Origin of the sequence: Lentzea xerophila (assembly GCF_051094245.1) — a bacterium.
GTDB classification, from domain to species: domain Bacteria; phylum Actinomycetota; class Actinomycetes; order Mycobacteriales; family Pseudonocardiaceae; genus Lentzea; species Lentzea xerophila.
Window position 1 is genome coordinate 1,666,556 of record NZ_CP194934.1, and the last position, 12,856, is coordinate 1,679,411.

Annotated in this window: 13 protein-coding genes; 10 read left to right on the forward strand and 3 right to left on the reverse strand. The window is 70.6% G+C overall.

Going from position 1 to position 12,856, the window contains the following annotated elements; translation table 11 throughout:
• Nucleotide 1: 1 nt before the first annotated feature.
• Both ACRSBM_RS08235 and ACRSBM_RS08240 read right to left on the reverse strand, forming a co-directional pair.
• Complete coding sequence (locus ACRSBM_RS08235) at nucleotides 2–1,366, reverse strand: sensor histidine kinase (protein WP_434441387.1); 1,365 nt, start codon at nucleotides 1,364–1,366, stop codon at nucleotides 2–4.
• Nucleotides 1,344–2,069 (reverse strand): response regulator transcription factor, encoded by a 726-nt coding sequence (locus ACRSBM_RS08240; protein ID WP_434441390.1) that lies wholly within the window; start codon nucleotides 2,067–2,069, stop codon nucleotides 1,344–1,346. Before ACRSBM_RS08240 ends, ACRSBM_RS08235 begins: the two co-directional genes overlap by 23 nt.
• A 321-nt stretch (nucleotides 2,070–2,390) precedes the next feature.
• On the opposite strand from ACRSBM_RS08240, the gene ACRSBM_RS08245 reads away from it, so the two are divergent.
• From ACRSBM_RS08245 to ACRSBM_RS08265, 5 genes are all read left to right on the forward strand, one after another.
• A complete protein-coding gene (locus ACRSBM_RS08245; RefSeq protein ID WP_434453014.1) occupies nucleotides 2,391–4,040 on the forward strand; it encodes a bifunctional metallophosphatase/5'-nucleotidase in 1,650 nt (549 codons plus the stop codon).
• Between the two features lie 74 nt (nucleotides 4,041–4,114).
• Nucleotides 4,115–4,564, forward strand: a complete 450-nt coding sequence (locus ACRSBM_RS08250; RefSeq protein WP_434441392.1) for a hypothetical protein — start codon at nucleotides 4,115–4,117, stop codon at nucleotides 4,562–4,564.
• A gap of 10 nt (nucleotides 4,565–4,574) precedes the next feature.
• Nucleotides 4,575–4,898: a sunset domain-containing protein gene (locus tag ACRSBM_RS08255; RefSeq protein WP_434441396.1), complete on the forward strand. Its 324-nt coding sequence runs from the start codon at nucleotides 4,575–4,577 to the stop codon at nucleotides 4,896–4,898.
• Between the two features lie 9 nt (nucleotides 4,899–4,907).
• Nucleotides 4,908–5,402: a G/U mismatch-specific DNA glycosylase gene (gene mug, locus ACRSBM_RS08260; RefSeq protein WP_434441399.1), complete on the forward strand. Its 495-nt coding sequence runs from the start codon at nucleotides 4,908–4,910 to the stop codon at nucleotides 5,400–5,402.
• A 225-nt stretch (nucleotides 5,403–5,627) separates the two neighbouring features.
• Nucleotides 5,628–8,432: a BTAD domain-containing putative transcriptional regulator gene (locus ACRSBM_RS08265; protein WP_434453016.1), complete on the forward strand. Its 2,805-nt coding sequence runs from the start codon at nucleotides 5,628–5,630 to the stop codon at nucleotides 8,430–8,432.
• Here the strand turns inward: ACRSBM_RS08265 and ACRSBM_RS08270 are convergent.
• The gene (locus ACRSBM_RS08270) at nucleotides 8,422–8,973 is read right to left on the reverse strand and encodes an NlpC/P60 family protein (protein ID WP_434441401.1); all 552 of its coding nucleotides are present in this window, start codon (nucleotides 8,971–8,973) and stop codon (nucleotides 8,422–8,424) included. The two genes, ACRSBM_RS08265 and ACRSBM_RS08270, sit on opposite strands and share 11 nt — an antisense overlap.
• 156 nt (nucleotides 8,974–9,129) lie before the next feature.
• Between ACRSBM_RS08270 and ACRSBM_RS08275 the strand changes: the two genes are divergently transcribed.
• From ACRSBM_RS08275 to ACRSBM_RS08295, 5 genes are all read left to right on the forward strand, one after another.
• Nucleotides 9,130–9,888 carry an LLM class flavin-dependent oxidoreductase gene (locus ACRSBM_RS08275; protein ID WP_434441404.1) on the forward strand — a complete coding sequence of 253 codons (759 nt, stop codon included), beginning with the start codon at nucleotides 9,130–9,132 and terminating at the stop codon, nucleotides 9,886–9,888.
• A 75-nt stretch (nucleotides 9,889–9,963) separates the two neighbouring features.
• The gene (locus tag ACRSBM_RS08280; protein WP_434441407.1) at nucleotides 9,964–10,599 is read left to right on the forward strand and encodes a DUF4041 domain-containing protein; all 636 of its coding nucleotides are present in this window, start codon (nucleotides 9,964–9,966) and stop codon (nucleotides 10,597–10,599) included.
• 22 nt (nucleotides 10,600–10,621) lie between these two features.
• On the forward strand, nucleotides 10,622–11,071 hold the full coding sequence (locus tag ACRSBM_RS08285) for an SRPBCC family protein (RefSeq protein WP_434441409.1): 450 nt from the start codon (nucleotides 10,622–10,624) through the stop codon (nucleotides 11,069–11,071).
• Nucleotides 11,072–11,103: 32 nt separating this feature from the next.
• Entirely contained in the window at nucleotides 11,104–11,847 is a 744-nt protein-coding gene (locus ACRSBM_RS08290) for an ABC transporter ATP-binding protein (RefSeq protein WP_434441412.1), read from the forward strand.
• Nucleotides 11,844–12,824 (forward strand): ABC transporter permease, encoded by a 981-nt coding sequence (locus ACRSBM_RS08295; RefSeq protein WP_434441414.1) that lies wholly within the window; start codon nucleotides 11,844–11,846, stop codon nucleotides 12,822–12,824. The genes ACRSBM_RS08290 and ACRSBM_RS08295 overlap by 4 nt, the downstream gene beginning before the upstream one ends.
• Nucleotides 12,825–12,856 lie beyond the last annotated feature (32 nt).

The window sequence follows — 12,856 nt, forward strand, 5'->3', positions numbered from 1 at the left end:
ATCAGCCCGTTGTGCCCAGGGAGACCGTGAACGTGGTGCGGCCCGGCTCGCTCGCCACCGACACCTCACCGTCGTGCGCGCCGACGACGGCGGCGACGATCGAGAGTCCGAGACCGGTGCTGCCCGCCGCCCGTGAGCGCGAGGAGTCGCCGCGCGCGAACCGTTCGAACACCGCCAGGCCTTGGGGAATGCCAGGGCCGTCGTCGGTGACGGTCAGGTCGATGCGTCCGTTGTGGACGGACAGGCCGGTGGTGACGGTGGTGCCCGGCGGGGTGTGCGTGCGGGCGTTGGACAGCAGGTTGCCGAGGACCTGGTGCAGCCGTTGCACGTCGCCGGTCACGACGACGGGATCCTCCGGCAGCGCGAGCTTCCAGCTGTGGTCGGGGCCCGCGATCCTGGCGTCGCCGACCACGTCCAGCACCAGCCGGGAGAGATCGACGTCCTCGCTTTCCAGCGGGCGTCCGGCGTCGAGCCTCGCCAGCAGCAGCAGATCCTCGACGAGCGAGGTCATCCGCAGCGCCTCGGACTCGACCCTGCCCATCGCGTGGGTCACCTCCGGCGGCAGGTCCGCGCCGGTTCTGCGGGTCAGCTCGGCGTAACCCCTGATCGCGGCCAGCGGCGTGCGCAGCTCGTGCGAGGCGTCGGCGACGAACTGCCGGACCCTGGTCTCGCTGTCGTGCCTGGCTTTCAGCGCCTGGTCGACGTGGCCGAGCATCCTGTTCAGCGCGAGGCCGACCTTGCCGACCTCGGTCGCCGGATCGGTGTCCTCCTCCGGCACGCGTTCGGCGAGCGCGACTTCCCCCTCGTGCAGCGGGAGCTCGGAGACGCGGGTGGCGGTCTCGGCGACCCGGTCGAGCGGCACCAGCGCGCGCCGCACGACCACCCGGCCCGCGAGCGCCACGGCCGCGGCTCCCGCGACGATGAGCCCGGCGAGGATCCACACCATCCGCCACACGACGTCCGTGACGGGTTGCAGCGACAGTCCCTTGATCCCGAACCTGTCGGTGACCACGCGGAACTCGCCCGCGTCCCCCAGGACGACGGTGCGCGGGCCCGACGGCGCGGCCTCCAGTACCGCGATCTCGTCCTCGGTGAGCGCGCGCGGCGCCTGCCAGCCGGGCAGTTCCACCGTGCCGCGGATCGTGCCGTCCGGCCTGATCACCGCGTTGATCCCGCGCGGGCCGTACGGCGATCCCGGCGGTGCCGGGCGGAGGTTCGTGACCTCGCGGTCGAGGTTGGTCATCAGGAACGAGTGCAGCGCGAGCACCGAGATCCCGCCGATCACCAGGCACAGCGCCGTGAGCAGGACGATCTGGCCCGAGACCAGCTGCGCCCGCAACGTCCTAGGACGTAGGCTTGAGGACATATCCGGCGCCTCGCATCGTGTGGATCATCGGGGTGCGCCCGGCGTCGATCTTCTTGCGCAGGTAGGAGATGTAGAGCTCGACGATGTTCGCCTGGCCGCCGAAGTCGTAGCTCCACACGCGGTCCAGGATCTGGGCCTTGCTCAGCACGCGCTTCGGGTTGCGCATGAGGTAGCGCAACAGCTCGAACTCCGTGGCGGTCAGGTCGATCGAGGTGCCGCCGCGCTCGACCTCGCGCGTCTCCTCGTTCAGCGACAGGTCGCCGACGACGAGCCGGGTGCCCGCGTCCGCGTCGGTCACGCCGGTGCGCCGCAGCAGTGCCCGCAGCCGCAACACGACCTCCTCCAAGGAGAACGGCTTGGTGACGTAGTCGTCGCCGCCCGCGGTGAGGCCGGCGATGCGGTCCTCGACCGCGTCCTTCGCCGTCAGGAACAGCACCGGCAGGATCGGGGCCTCCGCGCGCATCCTGCGCAGCACCTCGAAACCGTCGAAGTCCGGCAGCATCACGTCGAGCACCACCACGTCCGGCCGGAACTCCAGCGCGGTCCTCACCGCGGTCTGCCCGTCCAGTGCCGTGCGGACGTCCCACTTCTCCATGCGCAGCGCCATCGACATCAGCTCGGCCAGGGCCGACTCGTCGTCGACCACGAGCACCCGCACCGGCTGTCCGTCCGGCCTGCGGAGTTCGGTCTTCATCGCGCGCATGGCTCCCATCGTGAACGCCGATCCTGTGTACCAGCTGTGAGCGCGGCGCACGCTCAGGCCTACGGCACACACAGGTCCGGCACAGGCGGTGCGGCCACGGTGGCCGAAGGTGTCGAGAAGGGGACATCGTGACGGTGATCGCCGCCACAGAGGGCGGCGAGCCGGCGGCTTCGAGCCGTCGTCGAGCCTGGTCAGCGCGGGCACCGGAACGGGCAGGCCCCACCGGCCACGTAATACGTGGGTCAAGTGTGAGTGGTTATGGTCGGGTTCAACGCCCGATCACAACCGGAGGTGAGCGGTCTGCGCACGTTCACACTGACCGTGTTGGGCACGACCGACCTGCACGGCAACCTGTTCAACTGGGACTACTACCTGGACCGCGAGTTCGACGACTTCCTCCACAACGACGTAGGGCTCGCGAAGATCTCGACCCTGGTGAACAACGTGCGTTCGGCCGTGGGGCGGCATCGGACGTTGCTGCTCGACGCCGGTGACACCATCCAGGGCACACCGCTCGCGTACTACTACGCGAAGGTCGAGCCGATCACGCGCGCACACGTGCACCCGATGGCCGCCGCGATGAACGCCATCGGCTACACCGCGGCGGCGTTGGGAAACCACGAGTTCAACTACGGGTTGGCCGTGCTGCGGACCTTCGAGCGGCAGCTGAAGTTCCCGTTGCTGGCCGCCAACGCGGTGGACGCGGTGACCGGCCTGCCCGCGTTCCGGCCGTACGTGGTCAAGACGGTGTGGCGCACGGGTGGGCCGCCGTTGCGGGTCGGGATCCTCGGGCTGACCAACCCCGGCATCGCGGTGTGGGACCGGGCGCACGTCGACGGCGTGCTGACGTTTCCGGGGCTGGTGGAGCAGGCGCTGCACTGGGTGCCGGAGATCCGGCGCAAGTCCGACCTCGTGATCGTGGTGGCGCATTCCGGTGCCGATCTCTCGTCGTCGCTGGGCGACCAGGTGCCGTTTCCGGAGAACTGCGCCGAACTCGTCGCCGAGACCGTGCCGGGGATCGACGCGGTGCTGGTCGGGCACGCGCACGTGGAGATCCCGGCGCGGTTCGTGGCGAACAAGGTCACCGGGCGGCCGGTGCTGCTGACCGAGCCGTTGTACTGGGGCAAGCGGTTGTCGGTGATGGAGTTCGACCTGGAGCACAACGGGCGCTGGGAACTGGCCGGGTCGCGCTCGTCCGTGCTGTCGTCGGCGGCGGTGGAGGAGGATCCGCGGATCGTGCGGCTGCTGCGGCACGACCACTCCAAGGTCGTCTCGTACGTCAACTCCCGGATCGGCACCTGTTCCTCGGCGATGTCGGCCGCGCGGTCGCGGTTCGAGGACACGCCCGCGTTGCGGTTCATCAACCACGTGCAGGCGCTGGAGATCGCGAAGTCCACCTCGCTGCCGGTGCTGTCGCTGTGCGCGCCGTTCAACCGCGCGGCGGCGATCCCGGGCGGGGAGGTGTCCATCCGGGACGTCGCCGGGCTGTACATCTTCGACAACACGCTGGTCGGCGTGCGGCTGAGCGGCGAGCAGCTGCGCGATCTCCTGGAGGAGTCGGCCCGGTACTTCCCGCAGGTGTCGGGCGCCGGCCCGTTCACCGTCGCCGAGTTGTCCGCCGACGTGCCGGACTACAACTTCGACATCGCCTACGGGCTGACCGCGCCGTTGACCTACGACATCGACATCGCGCGGCCGGTGGGTTCGCGGATCGTCGATCTCCGGTTCGGTGGCGTGCCGGTGGACGGGCTCGAGTTCGCGGTGGCGGTGAACAACTACCGGCAGGCCGGTGGCGGCGACTTCCCGCACATCGCGTCCGCGCCCGTGCTGCACAACCAGCAGCAGGAGATCCGCCAGCTGCTGATCGACTGGGTCAGGGCGGCGGGCGTGCTGAACCCCGGCGACTTCACCGGCACGGACTGGCGGCTGGTCGCCGCGGGCGAACCCGTGGCGGTTTCCACGAACGAGTGAATTCGGACGCGGTGTCCTGGGCGTTCTGGTTCCGGTGGTGGCAGGCGGACGGCCGGATGAGGTAGGTCAGGCGCGTGCAGTTGCCGCAACGGGTCCTCGTCGGTGCCCTCGTCGTGCCGGCGTTGCTCGCGGCGGTGGCTCTCGCGGCGCACCCCGCGCCCGCCGGCCACCTCGTGGTCGCGGTGCGGTCGTCCGAGATCGTGCTGGCGGGCACGGCCGGGTCCGCCGCGGAACGCCAGGAGGTCGTCGACGCCGTACGTGCGCTGAGCGCCGGCCACCGGGTCACCGACGTGATCACCCCTGCCGCGGGCGAACGCCTGCCGATCACTCCGGATGTGGCCGCGGCGCTGCTCGGCGCGGTGCTCGACCGGGACGTCGCCGACTTCACCGGCGTCGTCCGCGAAGGACACCTGACCGCGACGGCACGCGTCGCGGACGCCGGGCGCGCGGGCTCCCTGAGCGACGCCCTGCGGCTGGCCGCCCCCGGCCTGCGCGTCGACGAGGACTTCACCACTACGGGCTAGGAGCTGTTCGGTGTTCGGGTTCTTCTTCCAGATGTTCCTGCTGTGCGCGGGCGCCTTCCTCGCCGGCGTGCTGCTGACCTGGCTCACCATGCGCTCGCGCGAGCCCTCGGCCGAGGCCCCGGTCGAGGCCGCGCCTCTGTCGATCATGGAGCAGCCCCCGGCCGCCGCGCCCGCGATCAAGGCGAACTCCCGCACGATGATGTTCCACACGCCCGAATCGCCGTACTACAAGCGGATGAAGGGTGACGCGTTCTTCCACTCGCCGGAGGACGCCCGCCGCGCGGGCTACACGATGTGGACGCCGCGCCCCCGCGTGCCCGCCACCACCTCGTAAGCTCGGCGGGTGATTGCGGACGTGATCAAGCCCGGCCTGCGCGTGCTCTTCTGCGGCATCAACCCCGGCCTCGTGTCGGAGGCGACCGGGCACCACTTCGCGCGGCCGGGAAACAGGTTCTGGCCCGCCCTTCATTTGTCCGGGTTCACTCCGTCTCAGTTCGCGCCCGCCGAGCAGGAGAAGCTGCTCGATCTGGGGCTCGGCATCACGAACGTCGTCGCGCGGCCCAGTGCCAAAGCCGACGAGTTGACAATTGACGAATTGCGGCGGGGTGGGGCCGAGCTCACCGAAAAGGTCGAGCGGTATTCACCGGCGGTTCTCGCGGTGCTGGGTGTGACGGTGTACCGGGCCGCCTTCGATCGCAGGAAAGCCCAGGTCGGGCCGCAGCAGGAGACGGTCGGCGGGGCACGGGTGTGGTTGTTGCCGAATCCGAGCGGGCTGAACGCGCACTACCAGTTGCCGGCGCTCGCCGAGGAGTTCGCGCGACTGAAAGCCAGTTTGTAAAGAGGACAAAAGTTCACATTCATCCCCACTGAAAGTGGCCGGACGGAGAGCGATCGGATCTGGTTGCATCCAGATCTGCGTCCATTCGAGTGTCTTTCACCCGGAAGTGGAACCAGGCGCGGCGGGCTGCGTCAGAATTTCGCAGCGCCGCGCGAAACTTGGTGAATCTTCAACACTGGTGGGGGCACAGTGGAGATCAGGATTCTCGGGCCGGTCGAGCCGTCAGTGCCGCCGAAGCCCGCGCAGATCCTAGCTGTCTTGGCCGTGGAATGCGGGAAGATCGTGCCCGTCGAACGGCTCATCGATCTCATCTGGGGCGAGGAACCGCCGCCGCAGGCGCGCAAGTCGCTGCAGGTGCACATCTCCAGCCTGCGCCGGGCCGGGCTGCCGGTCGAGCACCGGGCCGCGGGGTACGTGCTCAACGCCGCGCCCGGAAGCGTCGACCTGCACGCGTTCCGCGGGCTCGTCGCGCGGGCGGGCGACGAGGCCGACCTCAAGGTCAGGGCCGAGACCCTCAACGCGGCGTTGCAGCTCTGGCGCGGCACGCCGGTGGTGTTCGCGCAGACGCTCGACGTGCAACGGCTCGCGGCCGCCGAGGCGTGGATCGACGCCGAGCTGGCGCTGGGGCGGCACTCCGAGCTGCTCGACCGGATCGGGGCGTTCGTCGCCGAGTACCCGCTGGCCGAACGGCTGCGCGGGCAGCTCATGACGGCGCTGGCGCGGGCCGGGCGGCGCGCGGACGCGATGCGGGTGTTCCGGGAGACGCGCAGGGTGCTCGTCGACGAGCTCGGCGTCGAGCCGGGTGCGCAGCTCCAGCAGCTCTACCGGGACGTGCTGGAGGGCTCGCGGGACAGCAGGCGCAACTACCTGCCGCGCGACGCGGGCGACTTCACCGGGCGCGACGGGGAGCTGTCCCGGCTGCTCGACGGCGACGGCGGCGTCTGGTGGATCGAGGGACCGGCGGGCGTCGGCAAGTCGGCGCTGGCCGTGCACGCGGCGCACCGGCTCGCGGACCGGTATCCCGACGGGCAGCTGTTCGTGGACCTGCACTCGCCGTCCGGGGCGCTGGACGCGTTGCTGCGCGCGATGGACGTGCCGAGCGAGCGGGTCCCGGAGTCGGCGGAGGAACGCGCGGCGCTGTGGCGGGCCACGGTCGGCGGGCGGCGCGTGGTGATCGTGCTGGACGGCGTCACGAGCGTGTCGCAGGTCAGGCCGCTGCTGCCGGGCAGTCCCGGCTGCCTGACGCTGATCACGAGCCGCAGCCGGCTGTGCGGGCTGGAGGGCGTGCGCCGCATCCCGCTGGACGTGCTGAGCGAGGACGAGGCCGTCACGCTGCTGGGCAGGATCCTGGGCGACGACCGCGTGGCCACCGAGCCCGACCAGGCCAAGGAGGTGGCGCGGCTGTGCGGCTACCTGCCGCTCGCCGTGCGGATCACCGGCGCGCGGCTGGCCGGGCGGGCGCACTGGCCGGTGTCGAAGCTCGTCAGACGGCTCGCCGACGAACGGTCCCGGCTCGACGAGCTGGTCGCGGACGACCTCGCGGTGCGGGCCGGCCTGGAGCTCACCTACCGGGCGCTCGACGAGGACGCCCGCGCCGCCTACCGGGTCTTCGGCTTCCTCGGCCTGCCGGAGGTGCCGAGCTTCCTGTGGGCACACCTGCTCGACGAGGACGTGCTCGACCAGCTCGTCGACGCGCGGCTGCTCGACGTCACCGGCAGCGCGCGGTACCGGATGCACGAGCTGGTGCGGCTGCACGCCCGCGAGCTCGCCGAGGCGGAGGACCCGCGGTGCCGGCGCGAGGACCTCGTCCGCAGGGCCGTCATCGCCGCGCTGTCCACTGTGGATGGTCTGACCGAGCAGCTCTTCCTGGCCGTGCCGCGCATGCAGGACTCGCTGGGTGTCGTCACGACGGCCGTGCGCCCGGCCGACAAGGACGTCTGGTTCGCCCGCGAGGAGCCGTTGCTGACGAGGCTCGTGGAACGCGCGGCGGAGCTCGGGCTCGCGGAGATGGCGTGTCAGCTGGCCGAGGGGCTGGTGTTCGCCTGGTTCGGGCTCAGGAACCGGTACGAGGCTTGGGAACGAACGCACACCGCGGCGCTGGAGGCCGTGTGGAAGGCCGGCGACCTGCGGCTGGAGGCGGTGTTGCGGTGCAGCCTCGGCCAGATGCACTACAAGCGCGACAACCTGGCGGAGGCGCGGTCGTGGTTCGACACCGCGCAGACGTTGTTCGTGAACCTGGGCGACGAGCACGGTGAGGCCGTCGCGATGAACGGCATCGGCATGGTGTGCCGCGACCTCGGCGAGTACCCGTGCGCGCTGGAGGCGCTGAGCCGGGCCCGTGAGCTGCTGGCGGCGACGGACGTCGAAGGCGTCGCCCACGCGTACTACGGAATCGGCTCCATCAAACGGGAACTCGGCGACGACCGGGAGGCGTTCGAGACGCTGGGGCTCGCGGAGACCTGCTACCGCCAGGCGCGGAGCAGGAGGGGCGAGGCGCTGGCGGCCCGCGGTATCGGGCTCGTGCACCGGGCCCGCGGCGAGCTGGACCTCGCCGAGGAGCACATCGTCCGCGCCCACGAGCTGGTCGCGGGCATCGGCGACGAGCTGCTCGGCTGCTACACCGCCCAGGCGTGGGCGAAGGTGTTGCTGCGCAAGGGGTTGCTCGACCCGGCGGAGGCACTGCTGCGGCAGGCGCTGGACGGCTGCCGCGACGTCGGTGACCGGTTCGGCGAGGCGCTCGTCCGCCGCACGCTGGGGGAGTGGCGGCTCGCGGCCGGTGACCACTCCGGCGCGCGGGTGGTGCTGACCGAGGCGCTCGCGTCGTGGACCGACCTCGGCCTGCCGCTGTGGCGGGCACGCACGCTGCGCGACCTCGGAGCGGTCCACGCCCGTCTGGGGGACGTCGAGGGCGCGGACCGCTCCTGGGACGAGGCCGCCGGCCTGTTCACGAGACTGGGCACCAGAGAGAGGGGGGAGGTGCGCCAGTGGCCGGCTCAGTGGGGCCTCGCGACCACCCGGTTCAGCCGCTGATCTTCTTGTACTTCCACGGGGCGTAGCCGCCGCTCTTCAGCGACGAGATCGACACGGTCTCGTGGTCCATGTCGGTCGCGGTGCTGCCCTGCTCGTAGATCCACGCCGACGTCTTCGCGGAGTTGGCCCACTTCTCGAACAGCTTCACGTGACCGTTGCGCAGGATCATGTCGCCCGGCTTGAGGTTCGCCCACGAGATCTTCGTGGCGACCTCGTCCAAAGTGGACGTGTTGCGGCTCGAGGTGAGCTTCCACGCCATGGACACGAAGCCGGAGCAGTCCGTGCGGTACTTCTTGCCCTTGTTGATGTCCCACGCGTAGGCGGACTGGCTGTAGGGCACCTTGCGGTCCCACCAGTTCTTGGCCCGCTTGATGACCTCGGTGCGGGTGATCGTGCCGCCGTACCCGGCCGCCGCCTCGACCTGCGAGATGGCGGTCTCCCGCTCGGCGGGACCCTCCGGTGAGGCCTGGGCGACGCCGCTCAGTCCGCCCAGCAGCCCGAGCGAGATCGCGGTCGCCGCGACGGCGTGTCGAATTCGCATGGTTGTTGCTCCGATCGACTTGCTGTTGGTGATGACCGGAACTGTTCACAGCGGCGCCAAAGATCGGGCAAAGGCCGATTTAGGCGTGCCTTTACCGGGGCCACGCGGTCTTCGGCCTGTTGCCCGACGACGGCCCGGGCCGGTAGTAGTTGTCGGGTGACCACACTCGGCGCTGTCTACCGGCCCCAGCTCCCACCTGAGAACCTGCGATCCGTCGTCCTCGCCGCCGAGGAGTCCGGTGTGGACTCGTTGTGGCTGTGGGAGGACTGCTTCCTGGAGAGCGGCATCGCCTGCGCCTCCGCCGCCCTCGCCTGGACGTCGCGGCTGAAGGTCGGCGTCGGCCTGCTGCCGGTGCCGTTGCGCAACGTCGCGCTGACCGCGATGGAGGCGGCGACGCTGGACCGGTTGTTCCCCGGCCGCGTCACGATCGCCGTCGGGCACGGCGTGCAGGACTGGATGGGGCAGGTCGGCGCGCGGGTCTCGTCCCCGCTCACGCTCCTGCGCGAGTACACGGACGCGTTGAAGGCACTGCTGGCGGGCGAGCGGGTCACGACGGACGGCCGGTACGTGAAGCTGACCGGCGTGGCGCTCGACTGGCCGCCCGCCGCGCCGATGCCGGTCTACGTGGGCGGGCTCGGCCTGAAGACGCTCGACCTCGCCGGTGAGGTCGGTGACGGCACGATCCTCGACGCGTCGGCCGATCTCGACAGGGTCCGGGCCATCAGCGCCTCCCGCGAGCACCCGGTGATCGTGTACGTGGAGACGGACTCGCGGGACCGGGCGTTCGTCACGGACCTGGTGGCGCGGGTGGCGGACGCGGGCGCTACCAGCGTGATCCTGCAGCAGTCCGCCGCGAGCGAGGACCCCGAAGGGTTCGTCCGGTTCGTGGGGTCACTCGATGGAGTGAGTGCCTAGCTCGCGGGATAACGGCGGATTCCTCCGTGCGATGGAACGGTCATGGGCCTTTCGTCGCTGTTCGGGGAGGTAGGCATGCTCGGGCGGAAGAACCGGCGGATCGCCGAGCTGGAGCGGACCGTGGAAGGCCTGCGCGAACTCCTCGCCCGAATCGGTGACGCCCGGACGGCCCAGACGCACGCGCTGGAGGAGGTCGACCGGGCCGGGGCCGAGCTCGCCGCGTTGCGGCACCGCATCCAGCACGCGCGCGCCGAACTGCAGCCGCTGAAGGACGAGCTGGTCTTCCAGCGGGCCGGCGTCGTCCGCACGGACGCGGCGGCGGCTGCGGACCACCAGGTACAGCTCGACCTGATCCACGCCGAGATGAAGACGCTGATCAAGACCGGTGCGGCGATCGAAGGTGGCGGGCAGGTCACCTGCAACGGGTCGGACGCCACCGGGCGGCGGCTCGTCGAGAACTGGTCGGCGCTGATGCTGCGCTCGTACAACGGCGAGGCGGAGAACTGCCTGCGCATGTTGCGAGCCGGTGGCCTGGACGCGGCGAGGAGGAGGCTCGATCGCGCGGCGTCGGCGATCGAGCGCCTGAGCGGGACGTTCGCGCTCCGCGTCTCGCCGCGTTACCAGGCGTTGCGGACCTACGAGCTGGAGCTCACCGCCGACCACCTGCGGCGCAAGGCCGAGAGCCGGCGCATCCGCCGGATTGCTTCCTGACCCACGGGGTATCTCCCAGGGCGTGGCCGAGGTATCTCTGAACGTCGAAGCTCCTGTCGGCGCCGTGTGGGCGGTCCTCGCCGACGGCTGGTCCTACGCGGGGTGGGTGGTCGGCGCGTCGCACATCCGCGACGTCGACGACGGCTGGCCGGCGCAGGGCACGCGCATCCACCACAGCGTGGGGCCGTGGCCGCTGGTCATCGAGGACACCACCGAGGTGGTCCGCTGCGAGCCGTCCCAGCTGCTCGAGCTCGACGCGCGGCTGTGGCCCGCCGGTGCCGCGCGGATCAGGATCACGCTCGAGGCGCGGTCCGAGTCGCTCACCCACGTGCGGATGGGTGAGCGGGTGGTGCGAGGGCCGTCGACCATCCTGCCGAAGTTCGCGCAGGACGCACTGCTGACCCCGCGCAACAAGGAGACCCTGCAACGGCTGAACGCGCTGGCCAAAGGGCGTTCAGCACCCTTTAACTAGGTAACTAGTGAAAGGGTGCTACGGTTGTTCCCATGCGACAGAGGGAGCACCCGCCGGTCGTGGCGGAGAACCTGGGGAAGAAGTACTCGCGGGGCTGGGCGTTGCGCGACTGCACGCTCGAGATCCCCGCGGGCAGGACCGTGGCGCTCGTCGGCCCGAACGGCGCCGGCAAGAGCACGCTGATGGGCATGATCACCGGCCTGATCCGGCCCACCGGGGGCCGCATCGCGGTGTTCGGCGACGCGCCGACCGGGCGCGGGATGCACCCGTCGGTGGCGTTCCTGACCCAGGCGAAGCCGTTGTACCCGCAGCTCACGGTGACCGAGACGTTGCGGTACGGCCGCAACGCCAATCCCGGCTGGGACCAGGCGTACGCCGAGCAACTGGTGGAGCGCGCGCAGGTGCCGTTCGCGGCGAAGGTGGGGACGCTGTCGGGCGGTCAGCGCACGCGGGTCGCCCTGGCGCTCGCGCTGGGCAAGCGGCCGCGGCTGCTGATGCTCGACGAGCCGCTCGCGGACCTCGACCCGCTGGCCCGCGAGGCCGTGCTGCGGACGCTCGTGCAGGAGTGCCGGACGCACGGCATTACGGTGCTGCTGTCGTCGCACGTGCTGGCCGAGCTGGAGGACGTGTGCGACCACCTCGTCCTGCTGACCCAGGGGCGGGTGCGGCTCGCGGGTGACGTCTCCGAGCTGTTGCGCGCGCACGCCGGGCGGCCCGGTCTACAGCGGCTGAGCCAGCTCGCGCTCGCCTACATGCGTGAGGAGGTGGCGGCATGACGTGGATCGTGTGGCGTCAGCAGCGCCCGATGTTCATCACGCTCGCCGTGGCGCTGGCCGTGACGGTGGCGGTCATCCTGGTGTGGCGAGCGGGAATGATCGCCGACATCAGTGCGCGCAACCTGCTGGACTGTGTCCGCGGGGAAGCGGACATCTGCCGCGGCACTGCCGTCGTCAACGAGTTCCAGAACGCGTGGTTCATGCGGCTGCACGTGACGCAGGGCCTGGTCCTCGTCGTGCCCGCGTTGCTGGGCGTCTTCGTCGGAGCACCGTTGTTCGCCCGGGAGTTCGAGCAGGGCACGCACGCCCTGGCGTTCACCCAGTCCGTCAGCCGGACGCGGTGGATGGCGACCAAGTTCCTCGTCGCCGCGGTGCCCGTGCTGCTGTTCGTGGGCGTGTTCCAGGTCGTCGTGCACAGCTGGCTCGACGCCGCGGGCAAGCTCGGGCCGCTGGGGACCGGGCCGTTCTACTTCACCACGTTCGACTCCCAGGGGGTGTCGCCGATCGCGTACACGCTGTTCGCCTACACGCTCGGCATGGCGACCGGTGCGCTGTTCAAGCGGACGCTGGTGGCGATGACGGTGACGCTTGGTGTTTTCGTGGCGGTGCGGGCGGCGCTCGGCGCGGTGCGGGAGTCCATGATCACGCCAACCCGGTTGCTGTCGGACGACGTCGCGACGCCGGGGGGCTTCGTCGAACGCGGCGGCCCTCTGGTGTTGGAATCGGGTTTTCTGGACCCCCAGGGTGCCGTCGTCGCGGACCCCGGATCGTTGATGAGCTGCCCGTCGAACGGCCAGAAGGTCACCGATGCGGACCTGGCCGCCTGCTACCGGAAGAACGGGCTGGCACAGTCGTACGCGGACGTCATCCCGGTCGACCAGGCGACCACGCTGCACCTGCTCGAAGGGGCGATCTTCGCCGGACTCACCGTGTTGCTGGTGCTGGGCTCGGTGTGGGCCGTGCGCAGGCAGGTGTGACCTGAACCCGACAGGTGGGCACCTATGCTGAG